The organism is Halobacteriovorax sp. ZH5_bin.2, assembly GCF_043196375.1.
GTDB lineage: Bacteria > Bdellovibrionota > Bacteriovoracia > Bacteriovoracales > Bacteriovoracaceae > Halobacteriovorax_A.
Map to the genome: position 1 here is coordinate 153,436 of NZ_JBEBMJ010000003.1, position 26,693 is coordinate 180,128.

Annotated in this window: 24 protein-coding genes, 1 tRNA gene and 1 pseudogene; 15 read left to right on the forward strand and 11 right to left on the reverse strand. The window is 37.6% G+C overall.

All coding sequences use genetic code 11. The features are described 5' to 3' along the window. Positions 1 to 99: 99 nt before the first annotated feature. The 4 genes and pseudogenes from ABMA76_RS09225 to ABMA76_RS09240 all read right to left on the reverse strand — a co-directional run bounded on the left by ABMA76_RS09225 (position 100) and on the right by ABMA76_RS09240 (position 4,918). Positions 100 to 1,671 (reverse strand): flotillin family protein, encoded by a 1,572-nt coding sequence (locus tag ABMA76_RS09225; RefSeq protein WP_392909904.1) that lies wholly within the window; start codon positions 1,669 to 1,671, stop codon positions 100 to 102. 19 nt (positions 1,672 to 1,690) lie between these two features. Further along, a complete protein-coding gene (locus tag ABMA76_RS09230) occupies positions 1,691 to 2,251 on the reverse strand; it encodes a hypothetical protein (protein WP_393061439.1) in 561 nt (186 codons plus the stop codon). A gap of 310 nt (positions 2,252 to 2,561) precedes the next feature. After that, positions 2,562 to 4,103 (reverse strand): annotated as a pseudogene (locus ABMA76_RS09235) (C1 family peptidase). Positions 4,104 to 4,842: 739 nt separating this feature from the next. Continuing rightward, positions 4,843 to 4,918, reverse strand: a tRNA-His gene (locus ABMA76_RS09240). Between the two features lie 162 nt (positions 4,919 to 5,080). Here ABMA76_RS09240 and ABMA76_RS09245 point away from each other — a divergent pair. Both ABMA76_RS09245 and ABMA76_RS09250 read left to right on the forward strand, forming a co-directional pair. Then, on the forward strand, positions 5,081 to 5,683 hold the full coding sequence (locus ABMA76_RS09245; RefSeq protein ID WP_392909910.1) for a hypothetical protein: 603 nt from the start codon (positions 5,081 to 5,083) through the stop codon (positions 5,681 to 5,683). A 71-nt stretch (positions 5,684 to 5,754) separates the two neighbouring features. Beyond that, a complete protein-coding gene (locus tag ABMA76_RS09250) occupies positions 5,755 to 6,483 on the forward strand; it encodes an HAD family hydrolase (RefSeq protein ID WP_392909912.1) in 729 nt (242 codons plus the stop codon). Here the strand turns inward: ABMA76_RS09250 and ABMA76_RS09255 are convergent. Next, the gene (locus ABMA76_RS09255) at positions 6,446 to 7,531 is read right to left on the reverse strand and encodes an RluA family pseudouridine synthase (RefSeq protein ID WP_392909914.1); all 1,086 of its coding nucleotides are present in this window, start codon (positions 7,529 to 7,531) and stop codon (positions 6,446 to 6,448) included. The two genes, ABMA76_RS09250 and ABMA76_RS09255, sit on opposite strands and share 38 nt — an antisense overlap. A 14-nt stretch (positions 7,532 to 7,545) precedes the next feature. After that, complete coding sequence (locus ABMA76_RS09260) at positions 7,546 to 9,744, reverse strand: hypothetical protein (RefSeq protein ID WP_392909916.1); 2,199 nt, start codon at positions 9,742 to 9,744, stop codon at positions 7,546 to 7,548. 81 nt (positions 9,745 to 9,825) lie between these two features. On the opposite strand from ABMA76_RS09260, the gene ABMA76_RS09265 reads away from it, so the two are divergent. Then, positions 9,826 to 10,995: a hypothetical protein gene (locus ABMA76_RS09265; protein ID WP_392909918.1), complete on the forward strand. Its 1,170-nt coding sequence runs from the start codon at positions 9,826 to 9,828 to the stop codon at positions 10,993 to 10,995. Next, the gene (locus tag ABMA76_RS09270) at positions 10,995 to 11,786 is read left to right on the forward strand and encodes a hypothetical protein (RefSeq protein WP_392909919.1); all 792 of its coding nucleotides are present in this window, start codon (positions 10,995 to 10,997) and stop codon (positions 11,784 to 11,786) included. Before ABMA76_RS09265 ends, ABMA76_RS09270 begins: the two co-directional genes overlap by 1 nt. On the opposite strand, the gene ABMA76_RS09275 is transcribed toward ABMA76_RS09270, so the two are convergent. The 4 genes from ABMA76_RS09275 to ABMA76_RS09290 form a co-directional block, all read right to left on the reverse strand. Continuing rightward, entirely contained in the window at positions 11,781 to 12,752 is a 972-nt protein-coding gene (locus ABMA76_RS09275; protein ID WP_392909921.1) for a hypothetical protein, read from the reverse strand. The two genes, ABMA76_RS09270 and ABMA76_RS09275, sit on opposite strands and share 6 nt — an antisense overlap. 108 nt (positions 12,753 to 12,860) lie before the next feature. Then, complete coding sequence (locus ABMA76_RS09280; RefSeq protein WP_393061441.1) at positions 12,861 to 14,009, reverse strand: cysteine desulfurase family protein; 1,149 nt, start codon at positions 14,007 to 14,009, stop codon at positions 12,861 to 12,863. 34 nt (positions 14,010 to 14,043) lie between these two features. Further along, a complete protein-coding gene (gene nadA / locus ABMA76_RS09285) occupies positions 14,044 to 15,150 on the reverse strand; it encodes a quinolinate synthase NadA (RefSeq protein WP_392909925.1) in 1,107 nt (368 codons plus the stop codon). A gap of 27 nt (positions 15,151 to 15,177) precedes the next feature. After that, positions 15,178 to 15,495 carry a rhodanese-like domain-containing protein gene (locus tag ABMA76_RS09290; RefSeq protein ID WP_392909927.1) on the reverse strand — a complete coding sequence of 106 codons (318 nt, stop codon included), beginning with the start codon at positions 15,493 to 15,495 and terminating at the stop codon, positions 15,178 to 15,180. 209 nt (positions 15,496 to 15,704) lie between these two features. On the opposite strand from ABMA76_RS09290, the gene ABMA76_RS09295 reads away from it, so the two are divergent. The 11 genes from ABMA76_RS09295 to ABMA76_RS09345 all read left to right on the forward strand — a co-directional run bounded on the left by ABMA76_RS09295 (position 15,705) and on the right by ABMA76_RS09345 (position 25,137). After that, entirely contained in the window at positions 15,705 to 16,478 is a 774-nt protein-coding gene (locus ABMA76_RS09295) for a ParA family protein (RefSeq protein ID WP_021265854.1), read from the forward strand. 107 nt (positions 16,479 to 16,585) lie between these two features. Then, positions 16,586 to 17,467, forward strand: a complete 882-nt coding sequence (locus tag ABMA76_RS09300; protein WP_392857661.1) for a ParB/RepB/Spo0J family partition protein — start codon at positions 16,586 to 16,588, stop codon at positions 17,465 to 17,467. 149 nt (positions 17,468 to 17,616) lie between these two features. Further along, positions 17,617 to 18,435: a hypothetical protein gene (locus ABMA76_RS09305; RefSeq protein ID WP_392909929.1), complete on the forward strand. Its 819-nt coding sequence runs from the start codon at positions 17,617 to 17,619 to the stop codon at positions 18,433 to 18,435. A gap of 113 nt (positions 18,436 to 18,548) precedes the next feature. Then, complete coding sequence (locus tag ABMA76_RS09310; RefSeq protein ID WP_392909931.1) at positions 18,549 to 19,811, forward strand: Glu/Leu/Phe/Val dehydrogenase; 1,263 nt, start codon at positions 18,549 to 18,551, stop codon at positions 19,809 to 19,811. A gap of 53 nt (positions 19,812 to 19,864) precedes the next feature. Further along, positions 19,865 to 20,350 (forward strand): hypothetical protein, encoded by a 486-nt coding sequence (locus ABMA76_RS09315; protein WP_392909933.1) that lies wholly within the window; start codon positions 19,865 to 19,867, stop codon positions 20,348 to 20,350. A 47-nt stretch (positions 20,351 to 20,397) separates the two neighbouring features. Beyond that, on the forward strand, positions 20,398 to 20,913 hold the full coding sequence (locus tag ABMA76_RS09320; protein ID WP_021266190.1) for a hypothetical protein: 516 nt from the start codon (positions 20,398 to 20,400) through the stop codon (positions 20,911 to 20,913). 78 nt (positions 20,914 to 20,991) lie between these two features. Beyond that, the gene (locus tag ABMA76_RS09325; protein ID WP_393061443.1) at positions 20,992 to 21,387 is read left to right on the forward strand and encodes a LexA family protein; all 396 of its coding nucleotides are present in this window, start codon (positions 20,992 to 20,994) and stop codon (positions 21,385 to 21,387) included. A gap of 7 nt (positions 21,388 to 21,394) precedes the next feature. After that, positions 21,395 to 22,666, forward strand: a complete 1,272-nt coding sequence (locus tag ABMA76_RS09330) for a Y-family DNA polymerase (RefSeq protein WP_392909937.1) — start codon at positions 21,395 to 21,397, stop codon at positions 22,664 to 22,666. Positions 22,667 to 22,742: 76 nt separating this feature from the next. Then, positions 22,743 to 23,423 carry a hypothetical protein gene (locus ABMA76_RS09335; protein ID WP_392909939.1) on the forward strand — a complete coding sequence of 227 codons (681 nt, stop codon included), beginning with the start codon at positions 22,743 to 22,745 and terminating at the stop codon, positions 23,421 to 23,423. A 1-nt stretch (position 23,424) separates the two neighbouring features. Further along, on the forward strand, positions 23,425 to 24,381 hold the full coding sequence (locus tag ABMA76_RS09340) for a DUF2817 domain-containing protein (protein ID WP_392909941.1): 957 nt from the start codon (positions 23,425 to 23,427) through the stop codon (positions 24,379 to 24,381). 3 nt (positions 24,382 to 24,384) lie between these two features. Beyond that, positions 24,385 to 25,137 (forward strand): alpha/beta fold hydrolase, encoded by a 753-nt coding sequence (locus tag ABMA76_RS09345; protein WP_392909943.1) that lies wholly within the window; start codon positions 24,385 to 24,387, stop codon positions 25,135 to 25,137. On the opposite strand, the gene ABMA76_RS09350 is transcribed toward ABMA76_RS09345, so the two are convergent. Then, the gene (locus ABMA76_RS09350) at positions 25,119 to 26,690 is read right to left on the reverse strand and encodes an ArnT family glycosyltransferase (protein ID WP_392909945.1); all 1,572 of its coding nucleotides are present in this window, start codon (positions 26,688 to 26,690) and stop codon (positions 25,119 to 25,121) included. The two genes, ABMA76_RS09345 and ABMA76_RS09350, sit on opposite strands and share 19 nt — an antisense overlap. Positions 26,691 to 26,693: the final 3 nt, after the last annotated feature.

Sequence of the window (26,693 nt, forward strand, 5' to 3'; positions counted from 1 at the left end):
TTAACTACTTGTTTTCTTCGATGGGGAACAATTGATCACTCAAATATAAGCTCTTATAAAACGGCCTTCTCAGTAGTTCCTACCAAGAAGGCCATTATTTTATTGATTGTGACTTGTTGGAGGGACACTATCAATGGCATTGTTTTCTGGTGGTGTTAGCTGCCCAAGGAATTCAGGAAGCTCAACGCCAGCTTGCTTGGCAAGATCGTGTACTGCTGGAAGTGAATTAATTAGCCCGCTTAGAAAGTTTGATGTCGCACTCTTTCCGTTGTGACCATTTCCGCCACCGTCCCAAACAGTAACCTTATCAATCTTAAGGTCTTGGACGGCCTTAACTTGCTGAGCGATAATTTCAGGAAGTTGTTCAACCATAAGTAGGGTAGGAACAAGCCTCTTATCATCACCAACAATTTCAACAAGCTTATGATAACCTTGTGCTTTCGCCTCAAGTACTTTTTGAATACCTTGAGCTTCTGCTTCATATTTCGCTAAAATTGCATCGGCCTCACCCCTAGCAATTCTTCTTTGTCTCTCTGCTTCTGCTTCCGCTGTAATTTCAACTTTTCTTTTATTAATTTCTTCTTGAGCAAGTTCTGTCTTTTCAAGTCTTGCAATCTCTTCTAGCTTTTGTGCCTCTAGAACTGCTTTTTGTGCTTGAGCTAAGGCAACTTCTCCTCGTTTCGCAGCATCGGCCTGCTTCTCTTTTAAAGTAGCATCATATTCAGCAATACTTGCCTTCGATTCATTTTCACCTTTTACAGACTCCGCTTCTTGAATGGCAACGAAGACTCTCTGCTCTTTTAAAGCTTCTTTCTTACCTTGCTCAGTAATTGCTCTCTGCTTTGCTTGGGCAACTTCCTGCTCTCTTAAAGCAGCGGCTTCTCCAGTAATCCCTTCTGCTTCATATTTGGCAATACGAATCCTTTTATTTCTCTCGGCCTCTTTTTGACCCGCTTCTGACTCGGCAACTTGATTAGCAACCTGGACTTCTTTTTCCTTATTTGCATTTGCTTCACCAATGGCACCATCTTTATCTTGTTCAGCAACTTCTACTTTCGCTTTGTTAATCGCTTCTGCTGCAGCTTTCTTTCCAATAGCTTCAATATATCCTGACTCATCTGTGATATCTCGAATGTTAACGTTAATAACATCAAGACCAATTTTGTTAAGCTCAAGGTTTACGTTCTTATTAACTAGGTCTAAGAATTTCTCTCTATCCTGATTAATCTCTTCAATTGCTAGAGTTGCAATAACGAGACGCATTTGACCTAGGATAATATCTTGGGCCTGATTAGAGACTTCAGCTGTTGATAGCCCAAGTAGACGCTCAGCTGCGTTTGTCATAATATTAGCTGTAGTCGAAATACCTACTGTGAACGTTGAAGGAACATTTACACGAATATTCTTCTTTGAAAGTGCACTTCTTAAATCAATCTCAATCGTCAGTGGCTCTAGTGAAAGGTATGTATAATCTTGTAAAAGAGGAATTACAAATGACCCACCTCCGTGAATACACTTTGCAGATTGACCAGTACCAACGCTTCCGTAAATTACTAAGATCTGATTAGAAGGACATCTCTTGTATTGCTTTGATAAAAATATTGCTGCAAAAAGTAGAATTAAAACAGGAACAACAATGATTCCCATAATTCCAAAAGTACTAAATAGCATGAGTAATCTCCCTTAAATATTATGCTTTCTTAACGATTAAATTTCCTGAGTCATCAACATAGTGAACTTTGATGCTTTCAAATGCATTAATCGCTTCACCCTTGCTACTTGCTTGTAGAATCTGCTGCTTATTTCCAATTGTAATCTCTACTTGGCCAATACCTTCACCCTTAGCTGGAATATTTGTGTAAGCTCGTCCAGTTCTTCCAATGGCCTCTTTGATATTTACTTTTGGAATATTATTAAATTTTTTAATTTGGAAAGTGATGAACGAACTAAATAACATCATGACAAAACCAAAGACACCGGCCGCAAGCACTCCATTCACATCAGATAATTCCCATTCTTGTTTTGCTGCTAGCCCAATCCAGCCAGCACCCATAAAGAATGCTAGAATCGATTGTGTTGAGACAAGAGTGAATGCATCTCCACCATCTGTATGCTCAATGTCCATATCACCATCGAAGTCTGCGTCTCCATCACCCGTTACAAATAGAAGAAGCATCTTTAATACAAATAAAAGTGTTCCTGCAAAGGCCATTACCGCATAAACAGGGTTTTGCGAAAATATCTCTTTCATCTAATCTCCGAAAATAAATAGTGTTCAGTTTTTAGTATATGGATAAATATGTAAGTGGTTAGTGGGTAAAAATGTCTAGACGTCCTGTAGTAAGGGAGTTTGGTGGCTTTGGTCTTTCTGGTGAATTTAGATTGAGTTTGCAAGTGCTTGAAATTTAATCGCTTACTTTTTGGGGGTATTTAAGATTTATCATCTCAAATACAATTAATATAAGTTCAAATGATAAAAAAATAGTTTAAGTGGTTTCTTTAAATACAAGTACTCCATTCCACTTTGGCTATTTGATACATATAAGCACGAAATCTAAAAGTTAGAGATTACATATTCTTTTTTGTTGGTTTCTATCGTAGTCGTTATATATTAGACTCGCTGCTCTTGAACACTCATACGAGCTGTATTCTCCCTTATAAATACTTTTGCAATTATCCAGTTGAGTGACTTGATCTAGGCCTTTGGGAACCGAACTAATGATACTACTACATTGTTTAAAATTAGATTGATCCTTGAATTCTTTAAAACAATTGGCGACCTTACTCATATATATAACTTCAAAAAGAGTTGCATGATTTAGGCATTCTTCAAATGTATAGTTTCCCTTAAATCGATCTAGACATAATTGTTTGTCCGGATTATATCCTTTTTTAGATGCCTCAGAACAGTCCTTAAATCTTTCTATATAAGTAGGGAAAGTAAGTTCACTGGAAGTGTATTCAATATTAATATCTTCAATATCATCAACTTTGTTAATCATAGTGAATAGATAGAGTTTTTCATTTAAATTAGTAAGCTCCTTTCTTACATTTTTAAAGCTGATCATTTTGACTTCGTCTAAATCAAGGCTTCCATTATTATCAGTTGTTGCATATTGAAATGAATTAATAAACTTATTATTGTGCTTAACGATTGTTGGTGCACTGTTGTCGTTGAGTCTTGCAATTGCAACCTGAATTTTAAATTGTGATTTTGGTAAATACTCTACCTTTCCATCAATTTGTATATTTATATCATTACCATCAAAGTTTATATCTGTTGTTAATGATGCTTTAGGAGATATATCTTCTGATTTTATCTGCTTAATAAGCTTCACTTTCTCCTTTAGCTTTACCGCTGTTATTTGAGGCGCACCATAGAGTTTGTTGATATATTCAAAGGCAATTGTTCCATAACCATTGTTACCCCAGTTTTTTCCATAGCTATTTTTAAATTTGAAAGTTTGATCCTTAAGGTTATAACCCGTAATCACAATGGAGTGAGCAAAACACTGATTAACAACATTGCACTCATTACTTAGACTTTTATTGTATTCAATCTTGCCCTTCACAGAGTTGAGCATGATCTCATCATTAATCACAATATTAACTGAAACAGGACGCTTGTTTTTAGCTAGATATGAAGTAATTAAGTCTGATCTTTTCGTACTATAGTCGTCTATATCATAGATTTCAATATTATCACTTAATGAAATAATTCTATCGGCATCGACACCACTATTATGGTGGTAGCATTCGTAATTAGATGATGCACTATATGAGTCTTGTGAGCAAGGCATACGAGGTTAAAGCCAGCTTTGTTGATAAGGCGAATCAGATTCGTATGTGATTCCATACTTTTTGGCAGCTTGAAGATTTTTAACGACACTAGAGCCTTCTTCTAATACTCCATATCTGTCATAGTTTTTTACAGCAAAAATCATAAACTGCTCTGAGATATTAATCTCAATATTATGTTGTTTTATTATTTCACTTTCCAATAGGGATGTAGCGCTAAAAAATGTACATGCACCTCGATTTCCTTGATTCTTGACTGAAGACTGAATATTACTTAAGTCCACAGTATTCGGCACTAAGGACATATCTACAGCTGCGTTTGCTAAATTAATAACAAATATCTGCAAAGAAAAAACTGTAAATAAAGCGAGCAAGTTTTTGATTGTAATATCCTTTTGAAGGTATGGTTTTATTTTGTAATTTAAAAGCAAGTTCTGGGCGAGCTTTTGAAAAAAACCACTTCCTTGATAAGTGAAGTATTAACGAGTTATGGATAGTTTGCTGTATAAAGCGTTGTGAATTTGACGACTGTGTAAAAGTTAGACAATGAAGGGCGGAGAGCTGGAGTTAGTGACCCCGCTTTGCAGCCATCGTGGCCTCGCGGGGGACCCTCATCGTGAGGGCCACCCACGACTTTGCCGTTGCTACAAAACCCAATCATTCTCCACATATAAAAAAAAAGCCCGAGTAGTGGCTTGAGACGAGTATGGTAGAGGTGCAGGGGCTCCTCCTCATGCTTTCGCATCACGCTCAAGCAATCGTCGCCGACTCACTCGCTTCCGCTGGCCGTCTGGGCCAGCTCTTCGCTGTCGCGCGCTCGTTCGCTTCTCGCCCCATTCGGTTTTTAATTGTGTTGCTCAAAGTTTGTTATTTCGCTCTGGAGTAATTGTGGTGTGCAGAGTTGGTGACCCCGCTTTGCGGCCATCGTGGCCTCGCGGGGGACCCTCATCGTGAGGGCCACCCACGACTTTGCCGTAGCTACAAAACCCAATCATTCTCCACAAATAAAAAAAGCCCCCGTATGAATACGGGGGCTTTTTTTAATGGGGTGACCGATGGGGCTCGAACCCACGACAACCAGAATCACAATCTGGCGCTCTACCAACTGAACTACGGTCACCATAAGAATGTGGAATTATTTATAAATGCTTGGGCCTTATGAGTCAACAGTTAATTGCATAATGTGTAAGGTTTATGCGAAGCGTCCTAGGAATATCTTGCATATAAATGCCCCAAGGCATTAAAATGATTAGTGAAGTTACCAAAAAACTAGGAAGGATATATGAAAAAGGTATTTCTATCACTAATGATGCTTTCACAGGCTTCAATTTTCGCGTACGGGATTGGTCAATCAACAATGCCAATGCTTAGTGGAAGTAAGCAAATTGCAACAGAACTTACTGGAATTACGTCTGATAAGGGCGGAATGGGGATGCAAGTTCGCTACACTCAAAAACTAGATGAAAAATTAATCGTAGACGGTGGGATTGGTATCTCAGGTGGTGAGCGTTCACAAAGACTATTTGTTGGTGCTGACTATGAAATCTATCCAGATTACATGCAACAACCAAGAGTTTCTGTGAAAGGGATTCTTGAGCGTTCAACTGAGTTTGACCAAGGGGTTACAAAAATCTCAATGGCACCAACTATCACTAAGGGATTCTCTTTCTGGGGTAAAGAAGCTTATCCATATGCTTCACTACCTGTAGGACTTTCTCTAAATGGTGACACTAAGACTTATGATACAACGATCAGTCTTAATACTGGTATCAACGGACAGCTTCCAATTGAAGGTTTCAAACACCTAAACGGAACAATGGAAGTTCAAGTTGGACTTAAGGACTCATTCACAGCATTCCTTGCTGGTGTTTCGTTTCCACTATAATATCTTTCAGAAATTATATATAACTAAGAAGGCGGCCTAAGAGTCGCCTTTTTAATTAACAGGGCAATCCAATGACAAAAATTATACTCTCAGACTTTGATGGAACACTTACTCACCACACAGAAATGAGTAGTGAACTTTTTGATATTTTAAAAATAGCTGACGAGAAGAAGATCCCTTTTGTCATTGTTACAGGCCGCTCTATTTCTTGGGCACACTTTCTTATCACTCACTTTACTGCACTACCTATTGTTATCTCAGAAGGTGGGGGAGCAATAAGTTGGCGTGATGAAGCGGGTCTTATTCAAAATGAATTTCTTGTTCCTGAAAGTGAGTTGGCCAAGCTTGAAGCCTTTTGTATAAAGCTTAAAGAAAAGTATCCAGATCTTTATTTAACAAGTGATTCGTTAGGAAGGGTTGCAGATCGAGCGATTGAACTTTGTGATCTTCAAGATGAAAAATTTAAAAATGAAATTTGTCATCTTATGGATGAAGAGGGAATCAATTACTCAACATCAAATGTGCACCTAAATTTTTGGTGTGGAAACCTTTCAAAAGCAAATGCAACGAAAGTTCTTTTTAATAAATTTTTTCCAAGTTTAAACATGGCCGAAGATGCAATTTACTTTGGCGATAGTCTAAATGATCAATCAATGTTTGATAAAGTGAAGACATCAATTGGTGTTTCAAATATCAAATCAGTTCTTGATAAGCTTGCAGTTAAGCCTCATGTGATTCTTAGTGGAGATGAGAATGCTGGGCCTAGCGGGGTTTTAAGCTACCTGAAAAATAATCTTTAGCGGCACCTTTTACAGTCGATTCAATCTCGTCCACAGGAGTTGTAAATCTCTCTTTGATTAAAGGAATGAAATCTTTTGGTAGTGAAGAGATATACATGCGATCCTCACCCTTATAGTGGAGCTTTAATCCAATTGCATGAAGGCAGTGACGATTATGTTCCATTAGATCATATTCTTCAGGGCTTGCTAGGTTATCTTTAAAGCGTTGAAACATTTCAAAAGAACCTAGATAGAGTTTATCTCCAACGAGGGGGAGTCCTCTTAGCATTGCGTGGACTCTAATTTGGTGCTGGCGTCCCGTTTGTGGAAAGGCCAGGCCAATGACATAGTCGTCTTCTTTATAAAGAACCTTAAAGTCTGTGTAGGCGTGTTTACCTTCATGAGAGTCTTCAGGGTAAGAGTCGATGTAGACTCTCTTTAGTCCTTCTTCTGAGGCACCAAGACGCTCATCAGAATAGAATTCGATTTCTCCATTATAATCTTCATTTGCTTTGGCAATGAAGAAGTAACACTTTTTCACGCGATCATGGATAAATTCTTCACCCATTAGGTTTGCAATCTGAGGCTCTTTTCCAAGCATCATGACACCTGAGGTCTCGCGATCAAGTCTGTGAATTGAGTGAATGGTTTTTTCATACTTCTCTTCAAACATAACTGTTGCACAGTAGAAGAGGTGGCGCCCAGTAGGGTGGCATGCCATATAAGGAGGCTTATTCATAACAATAAGCTCTTTGTCTTCAAAGATAATCTCTGGTTTTTCGTCTAACTCAATAAGTTCACCACGCCAGTATTCATCTTCTTGCGTTGTTCTTTCTATCTTAAAGAAGATTCTTTCTTTGTAGTGGAGAGTTGTAGAAGGGCGGTGCTTTCCTGGGCGGCCAATGATTTGCACATCGCCGGCCTTGATACGCTTCTTTACTTCTTGGCGCGACCAAGTCTCGAGATAGATTTGCAAATATTGATCCAGTCTCATACCATGCTGAGTTTCCTCAACATAGTATGTGACTTCATATACTTGCGTTGTAAATTTCTTATTGAGAATGGCCATAATCTAATAAAGTATTAATATCTTTCTTTAATTAGATACTTTATTAGCGCAAATGATCCGTTCTGTGAATAACCATAAGTTTTTTGAAGGTTATCAAGAATGTGTTGAATCTCTTTCTTAATATCTTCTTTTAAAGGAATGTGGCCTTGAACATCCTTTCCACTTTTTTCCGCTTCAAAGTAGACTAAGTTCTTAGAAATATTCTTAATAACCTTCTCTTGTTCTTGTCTAAATGATTCTTTTAGACGATCCACGACGTCAGGGAAAATTTTAATATAATCAACTTGTTGGCCAGGATTATCTAAGTACCAAGCACCTAGTTTTGAGATAAGATGTGAACGGAATGTTGCTGGGTCTTCCTTTAAAGAAATATTATTTTCAAATTCTTTAATAAAATAAGTGTCACCTTCTTCATATTTTCCAGTGACTTCATTTTTAATTTTTTCATTCTTAATCTGAGCGTTGATATTTTGTATATACTTTTTGAGGTAGTCTTCATACGAACGATCATCAACAAGACCTAGACATCCTCTTAGCTGACGATCAAATTGATCGAGGCAATCTTCATTAATTAGTTCGATAAATTTTTGAGGGTTATGGTAATCACCGTGAGCAGACATGTTTAAGAAATCATACTCAGACTTCTTATTTATAATTCTTTTGAAGTAATCAAGAACCTCAATGAATGTAATATCTTTATTTAAATCCGCAAGGCGATAAATCATATTCTTAATATCACGAGGTGAAATACCAAATTTACCTTCATAAAGATTATCGAATTCAAACTCAGATTCAACTTTTGAGATATTGTGTTTTAGAAGTTGTGCTTCTTCAACATTCAGGTGAGAAGGAAGCTGGCGATCACTTGAGTAAAGTGCACATTTCTCAAGAGGATTAAGAGTTGTCACAATTGCTGAAAGCTTTTTATTGTCTTCATAGTGCTTACTCATACATGAGCGAATGCGTGTCATTACTGAAAATTTAGCAATGGCCGAAAGTGAACCTGGCTCAAAGCGAGTACGATCTTTAATACTATCGATTTGCTTCTTATAGATATCCATCTCGCACTTATAGTCGAGTAGGTAAGGAACGCGAATAAATGTAAATCGTCCTTTAAATGAATTAAAGTCAGGGTGTTGTTTAAATGCTGTTAAGTGAACTTCATTTGATGTTCCAATAAAGAAAATATCAAGCTCTGTTAAAATCCCACCTAAATTGATTGATCCAGATTCCATCGTCATAAGAAGGTATTTAAAAGTATCAAGAGGTCTCTTTAGTAGGTCTGAGTATTCTAAGATTCCGCGGTTTGCGTGAATCGTTTCACCAGACATTTGAAATAGATTCAGTGACTGTAGTGAAGGAGGAAGAGAGGCAAGTCTTTGATCCATTGTGATCTGTTGCATCTTCGCATCGACATGAAGTTGTGGCTCAATAGTCACGGCACTACGTGAGTAGCGACGAGAAACTGTATAGCGCTCAACACGAATATGCTTTAAAACTTCTTCATGCTTCCCTTTGTAGTTCTTTAAAAGTGCATCGTAGATCATACGATTTCTTTTTGAAAGGTCACCACGTACAAGATATGATTTTTCAATTTCTTCTAATTTCTCTGGCTGATCATTAAATGCAGAGTGAATGAGATCTTTTCTTACTTCTTTTGGAATAAGAAGAAGTGGGTGATCTTTTAACTCAGATGCCAAGATGGCCGAGATATCTTTATCTTCTAATAAAGCATATGAGCTTAAGTTAACAGAAGAGTGAGTTTGGTTGAGCCCAAGATTTCCTTTTACCACAGTATTAATAGGGAAGATCCAACTAAAAGTATAAAGAGCACCTTCATCTGTTTTAGAATAGTCTTCTGCGCCTTTCATTAGACGTTTAACAAGCGAGCTTTTTGAAGAACCATTTGGTCCAACAAGTAAAAGAAATTTATTATTAAAACCTTCTTCAGCGAAGTTTCTCAGTTGTTCAATTATTTTTTCTTCGATTTTATATTGGCCAAAAACTGCTGGTGCATCTTGATCATCCTTTTGAAAAACATTGAGATGTCCTTGTTCATCACGCCCAAAGTAGTCCACCATATCTTGAAGATATGCCGATGTTGGTCTAAGTTCTCTGTCTGGAAACTTCTTGAAGAGTTCGTAGTAGTCAAAAAATGACATTGTTTCATTTCCGTTAACTTCTAAATCATTTAAACTATCTAACCAATCCATAATCTTCCTTTGAATCCTTTTAACATAAGGGATTTCTAGTTATAATTTTACCATTGATTGGGTGTTACATATAAGTGAGAAATGTTTAAAAAAATAATCTTTACTTCCATTCTTATTCTGAGCATTGGACTCGGGTATTGGCTTTTTACGAATGAGAAGTCAGGGCCTAAGCTTTCAAACGAAGAAATTATCGAAATTGTTAAAACATTGAAGTTTGAATGGGAGAATGCACACCTTGATAAAGAGGGGATGTGTAAGAAACTCAGCTACGTCGATGACCAGTACTACCAATGTTTTCCGGAGTATATGGCCTGCTTACTCGAAAAGAAGCTCGTTAATGTCCATATTAATAAGAAATTAGTACCAATTACCATGAAGGGAAGCTATCGCTATCATCAGATGCCTAGCTACCGCTACTACGACTTTACAGTAAAGGCCGAGGGGTTTAACGAAGAACTCAAGCTTAGTTTTGTCGATAGTTGTCAGGAAGTTTACGTTCCACAAAGATACTATCCATTCTTAGCAAATAAGAGAGATGTGACAATTTCATGGGATAACTTCAATCGTAATATCTTTGTTGATAAATACCATGTTCAAAATTGGGAAGTTCTAAATTGGGCAAAAGCTTCTAAACACAAGTTGGCCCAGCAAGCGGCCAATAAAATAAAAGAGAGGAATAAGTACACTTATGCCTACGGTTTATCAATTGATGAGATGGAAGCTTATTGTTCATTTCAAGGAAAATCAATTTTAAGTGCACGCGTCTTTGATGCTATTTCAATTCATCCTGAAGATCTTAATGATACGACAACAAAATACTTAAGAGCTCCTTTTTATCCATGGGAGAGAAAGAATACAAAAACACTCTTAAATGAAATTCAACGCATGAAAGATTTTCATATCGATGAGATCACAAATGAAGAAAGGTTGAAGCTTTGTGAAAAAGATTATTCAAGTGAATGCCTTGATCTAAATTATATTCAAAAAGATAGCAGAAATGTTTCTTGGGCCGGAGTTTATGAGGTCTTTGGTGGCCCACTTGAGTATTTAAGAAATATTATTCATCCAAGTGAGAATATTAAATTAGCTTCATTCTATTTTAGTTGGCATCAAAAAGCACATCAAACGGGGATGCGAGGCTATTGGGATGGAGAAGGTTTTGGTCTTAATAATATTGCATTTGATCCCTTTATTTCTAAAGAGATTGGCCCTGAGTATAAGATTGCCTTCCGTTGCATGAGGACATTGTAATGAAGCTTATTCTAAGTTTATTTATTCTACTGAGCCTTGTTTCGTGTCAGCAAGAGAAGTTTGACTTTGCAAATGAGTTGGCCTTTACAACGAATTTTGAAATGAATGAACTCTATCAAGGCAGTAAGGGAGTTTATGAGCCTAAGAATACGTGGCTTCTTCTTTTTACGTTTAACAAGTACTGTTACTTCTATAAAACGCCATTTAATAAATCTCTTGGAGAGTCTCGAATTACAAAAAGAGAAGCAGGAAAGTGTAGTTTTAGTGGGGATGCCATTTTTTCCAAAGCAGGAATTAAAGATTTTAAAATGAATCTTCATGTACAAGAAAAGATAAAGCTTAGTCTTATCATTGACGGAGAGAGTTTTAATTATCCTCTACTTAATCATTCAGTCCCAAAGAAGTTTACGCCTTTTAATAATCAATTAAAGAAATCTTTCTTCGATAATGTCTACGTTAATGGTGGTTTGGAGCATTTAAAAACTAAAATATTAAAAAGTGGAACCCTTTGCCATGGTGTTAATATTGAGTGCAAGGATGTGGTGAAGTATAAGTGTGATCTTTGTGAGGATGGCAGTTTTGAAGTAGTCGACTTCAATTGTGCACAAGGTGGAAGTAAGTATTGTGGTAAGGATAAGTGTGGAACAAAGAATCAACCGGCCTGTCCACGTGGCTATAAGGTTCTTGATACAAAGCTCCCATCTCTTTGTTTCAATGGGTCTCCAGCAGGCTTTTGCTCTCCAGGACTTAGTACATTCTGTAATGATGAGGGAATTCTAATTTGCTTATAAGATTTCTTTGCCAAAGACAGTAGCAGGCTTAAGTTTTAGACGAGATTTTCTTACTTTCTTAATTGCATCAATATCTTCGGGATCAATATAGCAACTATCAACTGCCTGATAGAAGTGAGAACAAACTCTAATCTGTTCTGCTTTTACTTCCTTTGTTTTCTTATTAAATTTAACGAGAGTGATAAATTCACCATGCCCAAGGTTTGAGATTATTGGGTAGCCCGCCACTTGCATATGAGGCTCAAAACTATTTCCTGTAAAAATCAAATCAAAAGTATCTGGTGGAAGGCGTTTAAGAATCTCCTTTGTCGCTTCTTTATCAAGAGAGCAATTCTTAAACTTATAATCAATCTTATCGCTGCATGCAGTGTGAGAGTGTAGGAGAGCAATATTTAGATCAGTTTTTCCTCGAAGTTGTTTTTTGATTTCAATCACCCTAGCGACGATATCGTCAAATAGTATCCCTTCAAGGCCATCTTCTTTTTTAAGTTTAGGCTTATAAGGTGTCAGCCCTATAATTCCAACTTTAATACCTCCAATCTCCTTAATGATATATTCTTGGTTTCCATATTGAGTAAATGCTGAATTTGTATCGAGAGAGATAAGATTAGAGTTCACAAATGGAAGCTCTTGTGGAAGTAGGTTACTTTTGAAATTGATAAGCTCATGATCAGATAAGAGGATGGCATCGTAATTAAAGTTGGTCATCTGATTGAGAATTAACTCACCGGCGAGGTCATATTCCTTTTCTAATACCTGCCCGCCGTCAATTAACACTAGATTATTAAGTTTTTCTCTTAGGGCCGAGATAAACTTGTAAAGAAGAGCATCTCCACCAAATTGAATTTTAGATGAAACAATTAGCTCATCATTATGAGACTCTACTTTTGAATTCAAACTAGATGTGTAAGCAAAGTAAATTGTGTCAGAGTCGTTCTTCGATAGAAAGCTTTTGTCGGCTTTCATATAGCTATACTTTCGAGAGCTATCACTACATGAAGTGATAGCGCCGATAAGTATCAATATAGATATTAGTAGTTTGTTTTTTTTCAAGTTCTAGTAACTTCTCAAGCCTTAGTAGCTTTTAATTTTTGATAGTTTTTCATATGCAATTGTAAGTGCATTTTCAATTCTATCATAGAGGGCCGGATCGTTACATAGCCCTAAAGAAATTCTCACTACGCCACGACCAATATCGTCAGCTACTCCCATGGCCTTAAGAACTTTTGATGTCTGAGGGTTATTGTCAGAACATGCTGATGAAGTTGTTACATAGATTCCTTCTGACTCAAGCTCCATCTGAACGGCCTGCCCGTGGATTCCTGGGTATGAAAGATAAGTTGTCGAAGAAAGTCTTGGCGCTTCTTCTCCAATGATAACAACTTGTGGAAATTTAGCTTTTATATTTTTTTCAAACTCTTCACGTTTACTATTAATAGCATCGTGCTTTTGTAGGTTATTCATTGAACAAGTAAGTGCTACTGCAAGAGTTTCATTTCCTAAGTAGTTTTGCGTTCCACCACGTAGACCTTTTTCTTGACCACCACCAATGATAAGTGGCTTTAAAGTTGTAGGGTCTTTAGCAATTAGAATACCTGAACCAGTCATACCACCAATTTTGTGACCAGCTACGACTGCATAATCAATACCTGACTCTTCAAAATTGAAGCAAGTCTTTCCTACAAATTGAGTCGTGTCACAAAGGTAAGGGACACCTTGTTCCTGGCAGATTTTTGCAATGTCGTTATATGGTTGGATAACACCAGTTTCATTATTTGCTGCCATAACAGCGACAAGGGCCGTGTTATCGTCGATATGGTTGATAAGATCTTCAATATCAACGATACCATTAGGTTTTGTTTGAAGTGTATATACTTCGCAACCAAAATTCTCTGCATAGAACTGAGCATTGTTGCTTACCGCTGAATGCTCAATTCCTGAGATGATAATTTTCTTTTTTGGATTATTTAAAAGAACAGATTGAAAAACAGATGAGATCCCTTCGGTAGAGCCAGAGTTAAAAACTAGCTGACTCATATGTGCTCCTAAAAGCTTGGCACAAACTGAGCGGGCATTCTCCATAGCAACTTTTACGCGAGTCCCGACGTGATGAGTTGCATTTGGATTAGCAAATGGTCCCTTATTAAGTCGGTTGATAATATACTCTTTAACTTCATTACAAATTGGAGCACTTCCATTGTAATCAGCGTAAATCTCTTGCATGTTGTCCCTCTTCTTTTCTTGTGTATTAAACCTATTACTTACTCAGCTCAAGCATCTTGTTAAGTGCTTTTAATGAGTACTCTTTTGTTTTTTCGTCTACTTTAATTATGTTTATAGGTTTATTTTCCTTAATTGCTCTAAAGCTGGCAAGTAGCCAACGAGGTCTTACTCGATACATTGTTGTACACAAACACTGGTAAGGTGACAGTGAAGTAATTTCTTTATCAGGGAAATCGTTCGCTAATCTGTTTACAAGGTTGATTTCAGTACCAACGGCAAATTTAGAACCAGCTGGCGCATCTTTAATTTTATTAATGATGTAGGCAGTCGATCCGTTATCGTGAGCCGCCTGAACAACATCAAAGTTACACTCTGGGTGAACGATAACAGTTGTATCAGGTTTATCTTTTTTAATTTGTTCAACTTGAGTTGCTGTAAAGCCTTGGTGAACAGAACAGAATCCGTACCAAAGAATTACTTTTGCTTTATCGATTTGCTCGGCTGTAAGTCCACCATTGAGCATATTTGGGTTGTACACAACCATATCTTCTAGTGGGATACCAAGGTCAAAACAAGTGTTGCGACCTAGATGTTGATCTGGAAAGAAAAGAAGTTTTTGTCCTTGATCAAAGGCCCACTTAATAATGTTATGAGCATTCGAAGAAGTACAAATTGTTCCATCGTTTTCACCAACAAATGACTTTAAGGTTGCCGCACAGTTGATATAGGTGATTGGGATGATCTTATCGTTAGTTGATCGTTGCATGAAGGCCCATGCCTTATCAATCTCTTCACGATTTGCCATGTCGGCCATTGAACATCCCGCTTGCATATCAGGAAGGATTACATGTTGATCTTCAGAAGTTAGCATATCAGCAGTTTCGGCCATAAAGTGGACGCCACAGAAAATGATATAGTCTTTATCAAGTTTGGCAGCATCTTGGGCAAGCTTAAGCGAGTCTCCTTTATAGTCTGCAAACTCAATAACATCATCTTGTTGATAGTGGTGACCAAGAACCACAACTTGATCCTTAAGTTCTTCTTTGATCTTTCTTAACTCAACTAGCACTTCTTCATCTGATAATTCCTCTTGAGAAATTAACGGACGGTGAACTTCTTCTTTTCCGAATAGATCTAACATATTTCTTCCTTCTCGATTTTAAATTAATTATTTGATTGGGTAACCGCTATCGCCCCAAGCAAGAATTCCGCCTTCAAGGTTGTATAGGTCTTCAAAACCTTCTTCTAGTAGAAATTGACATGCTGTTAAGCTTCTCTTTCCACTGCGGCACTGAACAACGATCTTTTTTGACTTATCTGGTAGGTGACTTCCAAATTGATTTGCGAAATCAGATAGAGGAATAAAGATGGCACCATCAATATGGCCAGCATCCCACTCATCTTGTTCGCGACAATCTACTAGGATTAGGTCTGTATTCTTGTCCATTAAATCTTTTAATTCACCAACTTCCATAAAGTTAATCATCGTGTCATCTCCTTATATAATTGACGTTTTGGAATTTAAAACATTCTGGCCAACCTGTCACCTGAACATCCTTAAAATTGATTCCAGTTCGTGTTGCGCTAAGTTAAAAAAAATGTTTTATCAGGTATTTGACGTTGCGTGATAGTTTTCTTAACATTTTATATAGATAGTCTTTTATTACGGTCAAAGGGATGACCGAGGGAGCTTACATGGAAGTTATTACGGTTGCAAATAACAAGGGTGGTGTTGGAAAAACAATGCAGTGCTACCAATTAGCGACACACTTAGCTAATAAAGGGAACAAAGTGCTTGTTATTGACCTAGATTCACAGGCCAATCTAAGTTCAACTTTTAATCTACAAATTCACAGAACTCTTATTCCTGAGTGGTTAATCGGTGACGTTACAATTGAAGACGTTATGGTTCCGTCAGAAGGTAAGGGAAAATTACATAAGAATATCACTGTAATTCCATCAAGTCGTCATATGGCCAACCTTTCTAAACTGCTAATCCTTTCAGAGGGTGAAATTAGAAAAGAAGCTGGTCGTAAGGAAAGGCTAATGAGACTTAGACTTGAGCAAGCGCAAGGAATGTTTGATTACGTTGTAATTGATACTCCTCCAATGCTTGGTGATGAACTTATTATGGCACTAGTTGCTTCTAATAAGATTCTTATTCCTACTCAGGCTCAAGACTACTCAATTGATGGTCTAGAAGAGTTAATGGATACTTTTGAAATTATCAAAGAAACAGAGAACCCAGCTCTTGAATTCTCGATTATTCCATCAATGGTAAATACAAGAAGAAAGATTGAAAGACAAAGACTTGAAGAACTTGCTCAGTCTTTCAATATTACGCCACCAATTAGAAATCTTGTTCAAATGCAAGAATCAATTTCATTAAGAAGACCTATCTGTAAGATGGGGAAAAAGTCTCGTGGTCGCGGTGATTACACAGCACTTTGGGAATCATTAAATCTATAATCTATAATTTTTGAGACACACGGATGTGTTTCGCTTTTAAAGGGGCCATGTGTGTGTGACTGGCCCTCTTTAAAGGAAAACAGTCTCAACATAGGGAAGAGGAATTTATGGCAAAAGACTTTGCTCCAAGAGTTTCTAAAAGAAAAAGAAAGACAATCGATCTAACTGAAGGTCTCGATAGTAAAGTAGTTGAAAGACTATCAGGTGACCGCCTTTTACAGGGGGCGAAACTTGATGAGGTTTTTCTAAAAGAAATCGTTGTAAAAGAACAGGTAAGAACTAAGTTTAATGATAGTTCTTTAAAAGAGCTTTCGGAAAACATTAAACAAAACGGTCTAATTCAACCGCTTGTTCTTCACAAAGATAAACTTGGTAGACTTGTTCTTATTTGTGGTGAGAGACGCTATCGTGCCATGACACTTATTAATAAAGAGAAGTGTCCTTGTTTCATTCTTGATAAGAAGTCTGAACAAGAATTAATGGCAATTCAATTCTCTGAAAATTCTTCAAGGGAAGCTCTTCATTATATTGATAAGGCCGATGGTATTTTAAATTACCAAAAGGCAACGAAAGCAAGTGAAAGAAAGATCCAAGCTGCACTTGGTATTTCAAAATCAGAAGTACACCGTTCTCTAATGATTGCTAAAATGGGCAAGAAAATTAAGGAAGCGGCAAAAGCATTTAATATTGAAAAGTACGTTCTTCTTGAGCTTGATGCTCTTGAAAAAGGTGCGCTAAAAACTAAACTGACTAAGATGCTTTATAAAGGTGAACTAACTAAGAGAGCTGAGCTTAAGAAGGCCATTAAAGATGGTGGTGTTCTAAAAGCTGGTAAAGTTAAAAAGGCACCTAAAGTTCCTAAGGGACTAACGGCAAATGCTTTTATCAAAACACTTAAGTCACAAGCAAAAACGAAAAAGCTTGATAAAGAAACACAAGCACTTCTAAATCAACTTCTAAAAGAAACTCAAAATATCGTCGATATGTAGTAAGCAGATTTTAAATTAAATAAAGTTAAGAGAGCGAGGCCTAGTCCTCGCTCTTCTTTTATATTTTCTTAGCCTAAGTTTGACTCTTGGCATCACCATTGCAAGTTATAATACAGAAGAGACATTACTCAACGTAATTTAAGGGACTTATGATGGTAAACAAGGCTAAAATCTACACACACTGTTCAAAAATTATCCAATTTGGTTTGTTGGTGTTCACAATTCAGACAGCTGCAAATGATATTTCGCTTTTTAAGTCATTCAATCCAAGAGTTAAGGTCGCCCAGGCCAAGGCCCGTACACCGCAGAGCTTTTATGCAGATGTGGACTACACACCAAAGCCTGAAGAGTATAAAACATTTCTTGATTATGTCTTTGTTTACGATAGAGCAGGTGTTCTTCAACGTATGTCTAATCACTACCAGCAGCTTCAAGCGCGCGATGAATACGTAAAGAATTGGGATCTTTCAACAACAACGATGTATCGTCTTTCAACAATGGATGAGAGAAAACGCTACTTCAATAAGCAGTTTTTAAGGTATATCGACAAGAGAATTTCTGGTTCGATCAAGGCCGCAAAGAAAGGCTCTACAATGGCCGCTGTTGGAAATATGAAAGATACACTCTCTCCAAGTTCAGAAGCTGAGTTACTTCCAAATTTTAAAGTTAAGTTTAGAGCAAAGGTTTTAAAAGGCCTTGCAACGATTAAATTTGTAAATCCATACCTTGATGCAAACACACACCTTTCTCTATCAGATGGTGTGACAATGCAATTACAGAAAAAATTCAATGATAATCGTACGATTGCTTCGATTGATTATAACCCTGCCGGGACAACGGTAGAGTTATATGTTGAACAGGCCATTACAAGTAACTTAAGGGCCAGAGCGTCTTCAATCGATATGGTTGGTGGCAGTAATGCTGATCATGTGTTTCGCGTCAATTATCATGCACCATTCAATTTCTAATTAACCGAATTCGCCAAAAAAAGTCAGCTTTTGCTTCAACCAAAAGCTGGCTCATCCGTTATATTTGAAGTAAATTAGACATTATTTTACACGCTTAACGGAGTTATTAAAAAATGAGCAATCTTCTAGACAATCCACTATACCAGGATGCCATTGCGCAATTAGAAGAATCTTCAGCGATCATGGGACTAGACCCAAACGTTGCTGACAGACTTAAACACCCAAAAAGAGCACTTCAAGTTGCAGTTCCTATTCGTCTAGATGACGGTACTGTTAAGACTTTTCAAGGATTCAGAGTTCAGCACAATATGACTCTTGGACCTGGAAAAGGTGGGGTACGTTTTCACCCAGGTGTAGACCTTGCTGAAACAGCAGCTCTTGCGATGCTTATGACTTTTAAATGTGCCCTTGTTGGTCTGCCTCTTGGTGGAGCAAAAGGTGGGATCTGTGTTGATCCAACAAAACTTTCTCGTCAAGAACTTCAAGGTTTAACGAGAAGATACACAACTGAAATTAATATGATTATTGGTCCAACGATTGATATCCCAGCTCCAGATATTGGAACTGACGGACAAACAATGGCCTGGATGCTTGATACATATTCTCAACTTAAAGGTTATACTGTACCAGGTGTTGTTACTGGTAAGCCAATTACAGTTGGTGGCTCTCTTGGACGTAGTGAAGCTACGGGGAAAGGTGTTGCATTCTGTGTAAACTTTGCTGCAAAGAAACTTGGAATGAATATCGATACGAATACAACTGTTGCAATTCACGGTTGGGGTAAAGTTGCTGTTCCTGCAGCACAAGACCTAAGCGCTCAAGGTGCAAAGATCGTTTCTGTATCTGATGTTTCAGGTGCAATCTATGATCCAAATGGTTTAGATATTGAAAAAGCAGTTGATTGGGCCAAAAACGGTGGGCTTCTTGCTGATATGGAAGGTGTTGAAAAGATTTCTAACGAAGAACTTTTTGCTCTTGATGTTGATATTCTAATTCCAGCTGCAATCGATGGTGTTATCACTGAAAAGAATGCTCACAATGTAAAAGCTAAGATCATTGCAGAAGGTGCAAACGGTCCACTTAATAAAGCTGCAATTGATATTGTTACTAAGAATGGTTCATTCCTAGTTCCTGATATTCTTTGTAACGCTGGTGGTGTTATCGTTTCTTACTTTGAGTGGGTACAAGGTCTACAGAACTTCTTCTGGGATCTTTCTGAGATCAACAAGAAACTTCACGACATCTTAAAAGATGCTTTCGAGAATGTTTACGAAGCTCACCAGAAATATGAAATTGATATGAAGAAGGCCGCTTTCGTTGCTGCTCTAAGAAGACTAGAGAGAGCAATGAGACTTAGAGGTCTTTTCCCAGGTTAATATTTATACGACAATTATAGGCGCGTCCTTTTAGGGCGCGCTTTTTTTTTATTATGAAATATATTGCAACACTTCTTTTTACATTCTGTTGTCTTGCTAGTGTCACTAGTGAGCTTGTTACGGGCGCTGATCGTAAAATTTTCAGCTACGCAAAGGTGTGCGAATTCTTTGGTGTAAAAGATGCAATGTTAATGAATAAATCTTCCTCAACTAAGATCGATTGCATGGGCAAAGAATTTGAAATTGCAAAATTCTGCGAGTCCAAGTTTTCAAAAAAGTTAAACTATACAAAAGCTCGCTTTGATCTTGTTGATGGGAAAGTATCTTGTCATTTTTCTGATACTGTTATCCTTGAATTGGTTTGCAAGGATAAGTATGAGAAATTTTGTAAGGATGCTAAAGGATCTTGTGAGAACTTAAAGAAAGACTTTGCTCACTCTCTAGAAGTTTCTTCAGCGATGATTCTAGAAATTTATCCTCCTCATTTAAAATGTTTTTATCAGTCAAAAGCAAAGATCCCTAATTCTAGTAATTTATAATTTCTGATTCTTTCACACTTCTTGCACTCCTAGTGATAGGAGGGATTATGCACAAGCAAATGCTAGGTCTTCTACCTCTTGGAGGTAAGGGACACTTAACAGAACTTTATGGTTATGCTTCAAAGGGAGTACCTGGTCTTGAGATCGTAGGTCTTGGGCCAAAAGGGAAGTCTATTAAAGAAAAATTTATTTTTCTCTCGAAGAAGTACAACTTAAAGATCTCACCGAAGCGCTATGTTCTTTGCATTGATGATAATATGGTTTTAGGCTCTTTAAGTTCTAAAGAAGAACTCTATCGATGGCTTGAGTTGCCACTTTTAATTCTTTACTGGTCGATGGCCGGGGTCCTTCCTATACAAAATTTAAATGACTGTCTTTGTGCAGGAAGAATCTCGACACGAGGAAAAATCGAGCCATTTCGATTTGATGAAACTTCACAGGCCTTCTTAGAAAGATTAGATGCCATGAGTTTAAAAGTAATTGCAAGCTACACTCAGGATCTTCGAGGACTTACGTACTTTATTCCTCTTGATGAGATCATAAAGTTTCCAGATGCTTCATAAGCTACTGTAATTATTTGCTATGTAGGAAAGTAATTCTTTTTCTTGTGCGTAAGTTATGCGTAAGTTATACTAACTTTCATGGAAAAGAAAATTAGAGCAAAACTACCGATTGCAAATTGTGGACTCTTTGGAATCAGTGAGGATCACATACAAAATTATCAATCTTTAGATGATCGTTTTGTACAGAATCGTTCTGCGACATTTTTCTTTGAAGCACAAGGTGACTCGATGGAGCCATTGATTATGCCCGGTGACGTCCTGGTTATCGATCGATCTTTAGAAGTAAGGAGTGGTCGAGTTGCCGTGGTTTATCTGGACGGAGAGTTCTTGTGCAAGAGATTCATTAGACAAGATGGGGAAACCATTTTGCGCTCACACAATCCTCTGCATCGAGACATTACCATCTCTGAGGAGATGGACTTCTTGGTGTGGGGGCCAATTGTGGCCGTGGCCCGTGACATGAAAGAGTTATGAGGGCCTTATGGAAAAAGTGTATGCGCTGGTGGACTGTAATTCCTTCTTTTGTTCTTGTGAAAGATTATTTCGACCTGGATTAAGAAATAAACCTGTTGGTGTCTTATCAAATAATGATGGGTGCTTCGTCTCTCGTACTCCTGAACTTAAGGCGTTGGGAGTAAAAATGGGGGACCCGTACTTTAAAGTAAGGAGGCTTTGTGAGTCACACAATGTTCATGTTTTTTCTTCTAATTTTTCTCTGTATACAAATATCAGTGATCGGGTAATGCACGTTCTTGCAACCTTTGCTCCATCAATTGAGATTTATTCTGTCGATGAAGCCTTTATTGACCTAACTGGCGTAAGCGGTGATCTGAATGAATACTGTCAGCGTATTCGCCAAACAGTCTTTCAGTGGACTGGTATTCCGGTCAGTATTGGTGTTGCCCCAACTAAGACTCTAGCAAAGGTGGCCAATCATATTGGGAAGAAGTCACTGAAGGCCCAAGGTGTCGTTTGTATTTTAAATGAGAGGTTACAGGATATTGCTCTTCAGCGCACACCGATTGAAGACGTTTGGGGAGTCGGGAGAAAGAATAGTGTTAAGCTTAAAAGTATAGGTGTGAAAACAGCATACGATTTTAAGAAGTTTAAAAATACTCATGTCATTCAAAAGCTTCTAACAAAGTTAGGGCGCATGACACAAGATGAATTACGAGGAATAGCTTGCTTTGAGCTAGAAGAGACCCAGCCTAAGAAAAAAGAAATTCTTTGCTCTCGAAGCTTTAGCTCAAGTGTTGTGGACTTAAGAAGTTTGCGAGAGTCTGTGGCCAATTATGTCACAAATGCTAGTGAGAAGATGCGTAACCAGCAAAGTCTATGCTCAACAATTGAAGTATTTTGCTTAAGTGATCCACATAAAGTTGACCAAACTCCATACTACGGAAGAGATAAAGTGAAACTTCTTGGTCCAACGAGTGACACAAGGAAAATTATTAAATACGCATGGGCGGCCCTTGATGATCTCTTTCGTATGGGGGTCTGTTTTAAAAAGGCGGGGGTTAAGTTGGGAGAGTTCTCTGACTCAGAGATTGTTCAACAAAGCCTCTTTGAGGAATTGGATGATCCACGAAGCGTGAAGCTTATGGAAGTTATTGATAAGATAAACCGGCGCGAAGGCAGTGGCATGGTTAGGTCCATGGCATGTGGAGTTGACAATCAAGCTTGGAAGATGAGGCGAGAAATGGTTTCGCAAAGATATGTGACAGGTTGGGGTCAGCTACCAAAATGCTCATAGGTGTTTTTGAAAAGAGTGCGCAGCGTCAGTTGTGACTATTATTGCCTTTGGTCGAAGAGGTGACTATAATGGCGAGATGAGCATATTTAAAGATAAAATTAATATATTTGAAGCAGTAGTATTAACATCAATCGCCCATATGGTAATTTTTGGGATGTATTTTGCAAGTGCAAACCCTGAATGGTTTTCGGGTGTCTATACAGTTGAAGATGGATTTTTAGAAGTACAACAGGCCATCTACTTATTACTCGTTTCATTTGTCTGTCTGTGGCGCTACTTTAAGTTAAAAGGGACAAAGCCAAAGTTATTCTCTTTTGCACTTCTTGGATTTGCTGCGCTTTTCTTCTTTGGGTTTGGAGAAGAGATTGCTTGGGGACAGAGAATTTTTAATGTTGCTGCACCTGAATTCTTTCAGCAATACAATACTCAAAACGATATTACACTTCACAATTTAAAGTTTGGTGATTTCAAAGTTAACAAAATTATCTTTGGTCTTATCATCGGAATTATCGTTGGAGTCTATGTTTTATTTCTTCCATTCCTTTATAGAGCAATTGGATTCATTCAATACCTCGTTGACGACTTTGCTGTTCCAGTTCCAAAACTAATGCACTCACTTTTTTACTTACTAATGTTTGTTTTAGTAAGCCTTATTGACCATGGTAAAAAAGGAGAGGTTGGAGAGCTTGTAGGATGTGCAATGTTCTTCGTGATTTTCTTATTCCCTTATAACGACAAGACTTTCCAGAGGTCATAAGATGAAGGACTTCGATGAGTTAAATGCCATAAGCGAGTTAACTAATATCGAAGATCCTTTAATTCGTTGTCGAGAAATTACCCGTATAAGTCACGAAGGAGATAGCTATCCAATTCACAGCTTTGAAATTGGTAGCACTGATGTAAGTGCTCCTGTTCTTGGTTTATTTGGTGGCATTCACGGACTTGAAAAAGTCGGGACTCAAGTTGTTGTGACATATCTTTCATCATTATTTAAGCAATTATCTTGGGATGAAGAGTTAAGACGAAGCCTCGAGAAATTTAGAATTGTATCCATTCCCCTTATTAACCCATGGGGGATGTATCATCACCGTCGCTCAAATCCTAATAATGTTGATCTCATGAGAAATTCACCATCGCGAACTCATGAGAAAACAAAGTTTCTTCTCTCTGGTCATAAGCTCTCTGATAAGCTTCCTTGGTATCAGGGAAATAGCGATGAAATGGAGCATGAGCTTCAAACTCTTGTGGATTATGTAAGAGAACATATCTTTGCTTCTCAGCGTGCCATCTCCGTGGACTTTCACTCTGGTTTTGGACTAAGAGATCGCCTTTGGTATCCATATGCTCGAACGCTTACTCCATTTAAGCATATAACGGAAATGGAAAACCTTGAGCACTTATTAAATGAAACTCACCCTCATCACATTTACCGAGTCGAGCCAACTTCCGAGAGTTATACAATTCAAGGAGATGCTTGGGATTACTTATACGATGAGTATCTTGTGAAGAATCCTGATGGAGTCTATTTGCCATTAACACTTGAAATGGGAAGCTGGATTTGGGTGAAAAAAAATCCATTACAAATCTTTAGAAGAGGAGGGCTATTTAATCCTCTTAAGTCTCACCGTTATGATCGAACGATGAGAAGACATATTATGTTAATCAAATTTCTCTTTCGAGCTGTTGGAAGTTCAAAAGCATGGGTGAAAAGGTAAGTTATGAATTGGTTACTTCTTAGAGGCTTAGCAAGAGATAGCCGTCATTGGTATGAATTTCCAGAATATGTGGAAAAAATGAAGGGGACACAAAAAGTCTTTGCCATTGATTACCTAGGAGTTGGTAGTAAGAACGACGAAAAATCGCCTCTAAAGATTTCAGATTATGTAGAAGATATGAGAGATGAGTGGCTAAAACTTAAAGAAGAAAATGAGGGGCCATGGAGTGTCATTGGTATTTCAATGGGGGGGATGATGGCCCTTGATTGGTGTGAACGCCATGCCGATGACTTTGAACATGCTGTTCTTCTAAACACTTCAACAAGTGATTCAGGAAAGATCTATCACCGTATGTCTCTTGAGGCGATGGGGACTTTTTCAAAACTTATTTTCAATAAAAATCACCGCGAACGTGAAAGAAAAGCACTTTCACTTACTGTTAAGATGAAAGATCTATCAGACGATCTTCTTGATGCTTATGCAGCTTACTTTGAAGAGAGGCCACTTAATCGAGTTAACTTTGTCAGACAATTAATTGCGGCATCTCACTATCGTCTCCCAAAGAAAGTAAAGGCCGATGTCTTATTACTTGCAGGAAAGCAAGATAAGTTGGCCAATTATAAATGTAGTGTTGAAATTTCTAAAAGGCTTGGTGCCACGCTTGAACTACACGAACAAGCGGGACACGATTTACCTATAGATGATCCAGAATGGATTATAAAAAAGATTGAAGAACATTACTTTGATAGTAAGTAAACTTCCTCTTTTAATGGTTCATAAGAGCGTGCTTTTAGGGCCGCCTTAATATGAGGCCACTTTACTCTTCTTTTCCACTTTTGCCATTTGGCAACAAGTCTAAGGTCCTTGCGATATTCAAGTGGGGTCTTTGATTCTGCTGTTATCACAACGGCATTCTTCTTTTCTAAGAAAGTTGCAATTTGACTATATTTAATCGGCTCAACATTCATTTCTAATGTTTGCTCATAAAAATAAGAGCGACGATCAACAAGGGCAACTGTCTTATCCTTGAAAAGGCCATGAGCTGCTTGTGGAACTGGTAAAATATAGAACTGTGAAGCAACAACTGACCAAAGAAAAATTAAATAGAGCCCCATGGTATTGAAAGCAATAAGCATTTTCTTTTTGAAAATAAAAATATTTGTCACAATAATAAGAGTAACAAATAGTAAGTTTGCAACGATCGTTACACCATCTGAAAAATATAAAAGTAGAAAACCAACGGCCAAGAAGAGTAGGTTGATTGGTAAGAAGATTAAAAGAATACCTTTTGCCTTTTCTCTAAGTGTCTCTAGGTTAATTTGTAATAGCATATATGCCATTAGAAATGGGATCGATGGGATTGCATAGTGATGCGATCTCTGCGATGGAATTAACCAAGTGATAAAGAAACATAGAAAATGGACAAAGAAGAAATATGTTTCATCATTTAAACTTCTAAAATTCTCTCTAACTTTCTTCCAAGCAAATGGAAGAACAAGTAACCATGGTAGTGCATAGAGGATGAGACCTTGGAATACCTTAATCATTGGCATTGGCTTTTGATCAAACTTTCCAACATTTTCTCTAACAAAGAAGTAATTAAAGAACTCTTCTCCATAGTTGAGATAACTGATGAAGTACCAAAGACAACTGAGGACTGTTATTGAAAGAAAGTAGAAAAAGCATTCTTTTATAATAAAGCGCTTCTCTTTCTTGAATAAGAAGACTTGATAGAGTGACATGGCAAGAAAGCTCATGACAATTGTAACAGGTCCTTTAATTAGCGCACCAGCTGCTCCAAAAAGAACCGCCCAAATAAAGTACTTCTTTGCTTTTGTTTTTAAGTAATCAAAAAGAAAGAGTGAACTAATGAATGGAAGAAGTGAGAGTGATGTCTCCATCATAAACGTTCGGCCAAACTTTATTGCTCCATAACTTCCTAAGAAGAAGGCCAGTGACAATAGTGGTTCAACACTAAATCTTCTCTTTAACCAAACTGCCGCTAGTATTCCTAGGGCAATTGTCAGAAAGGCCATGGAAGCACGTGCGCCTGTTAATGAAGATTCTCCCATTAGTACATAGATAGGGAACGGAAGCCAGAAGTGAACTGGTGGTTTAGACCAATGTCTATCTCCACGATAGTGTGGAGTCATTATATTATTTGTGTCATACATATCTTGCGATATTTGCACATATAACGACTCTGTCCCTTGTCTTGGAGCACTAATATTTCCAATATCCCAAAAATAGAGAATTGAAAAAAGGAATGTAAAAATAATAAATAATTTTTTATTTGAAATATTTGTCATAAT

Coding starts and splice junctions, on each gene's coding strand:
- ABMA76_RS09225 (WP_392909904.1), bottom strand. CDS start 1,671: ATGCTATTTAGTACTTTTGGAATTATGGGAATCATTGTTGTTCCTGTT.
- ABMA76_RS09230 (WP_393061439.1), bottom strand. CDS start 2,251: ATGAAAGAGATATTTTCGCAAAACCCTGTTTATGCGGTAATGGCCTTT.
- ABMA76_RS09245 (WP_392909910.1), top strand. CDS start 5,081: ATGAAAAAGGTATTTCTATCACTAATGATGCTTTCACAGGCTTCAATT.
- ABMA76_RS09250 (WP_392909912.1), top strand. CDS start 5,755: ATGACAAAAATTATACTCTCAGACTTTGATGGAACACTTACTCACCAC.
- ABMA76_RS09255 (WP_392909914.1), bottom strand. CDS start 7,531: ATGGCCATTCTCAATAAGAAATTTACAACGCAAGTATATGAAGTCACA.
- ABMA76_RS09260 (WP_392909916.1), bottom strand. CDS start 9,744: ATGGATTGGTTAGATAGTTTAAATGATTTAGAAGTTAACGGAAATGAA.
- ABMA76_RS09265 (WP_392909918.1), top strand. CDS start 9,826: ATGTTTAAAAAAATAATCTTTACTTCCATTCTTATTCTGAGCATTGGA.
- ABMA76_RS09270 (WP_392909919.1), top strand. CDS start 10,995: ATGAAGCTTATTCTAAGTTTATTTATTCTACTGAGCCTTGTTTCGTGT.
- ABMA76_RS09275 (WP_392909921.1), bottom strand. CDS start 12,752: ATGAAAGCCGACAAAAGCTTTCTATCGAAGAACGACTCTGACACAATT.
- ABMA76_RS09280 (WP_393061441.1), bottom strand. CDS start 14,009: ATGCAAGAGATTTACGCTGATTACAATGGAAGTGCTCCAATTTGTAAT.
- nadA (WP_392909925.1), bottom strand. CDS start 15,150: ATGTTAGATCTATTCGGAAAAGAAGAAGTTCACCGTCCGTTAATTTCT.
- ABMA76_RS09290 (WP_392909927.1), bottom strand. CDS start 15,495: ATGATTAACTTTATGGAAGTTGGTGAATTAAAAGATTTAATGGACAAG.
- ABMA76_RS09295 (WP_021265854.1), top strand. CDS start 15,705: ATGGAAGTTATTACGGTTGCAAATAACAAGGGTGGTGTTGGAAAAACA.
- ABMA76_RS09300 (WP_392857661.1), top strand. CDS start 16,586: ATGGCAAAAGACTTTGCTCCAAGAGTTTCTAAAAGAAAAAGAAAGACA.
- ABMA76_RS09305 (WP_392909929.1), top strand. CDS start 17,617: ATGATGGTAAACAAGGCTAAAATCTACACACACTGTTCAAAAATTATC.
- ABMA76_RS09310 (WP_392909931.1), top strand. CDS start 18,549: ATGAGCAATCTTCTAGACAATCCACTATACCAGGATGCCATTGCGCAA.
- ABMA76_RS09315 (WP_392909933.1), top strand. CDS start 19,865: ATGAAATATATTGCAACACTTCTTTTTACATTCTGTTGTCTTGCTAGT.
- ABMA76_RS09320 (WP_021266190.1), top strand. CDS start 20,398: ATGCACAAGCAAATGCTAGGTCTTCTACCTCTTGGAGGTAAGGGACAC.
- ABMA76_RS09325 (WP_393061443.1), top strand. CDS start 20,992: ATGGAAAAGAAAATTAGAGCAAAACTACCGATTGCAAATTGTGGACTC.
- ABMA76_RS09330 (WP_392909937.1), top strand. CDS start 21,395: ATGGAAAAAGTGTATGCGCTGGTGGACTGTAATTCCTTCTTTTGTTCT.
- ABMA76_RS09335 (WP_392909939.1), top strand. CDS start 22,743: ATGAGCATATTTAAAGATAAAATTAATATATTTGAAGCAGTAGTATTA.
- ABMA76_RS09340 (WP_392909941.1), top strand. CDS start 23,425: ATGAAGGACTTCGATGAGTTAAATGCCATAAGCGAGTTAACTAATATC.
- ABMA76_RS09345 (WP_392909943.1), top strand. CDS start 24,385: ATGAATTGGTTACTTCTTAGAGGCTTAGCAAGAGATAGCCGTCATTGG.
- ABMA76_RS09350 (WP_392909945.1), bottom strand. CDS start 26,690: ATGACAAATATTTCAAATAAAAAATTATTTATTATTTTTACATTCCTT.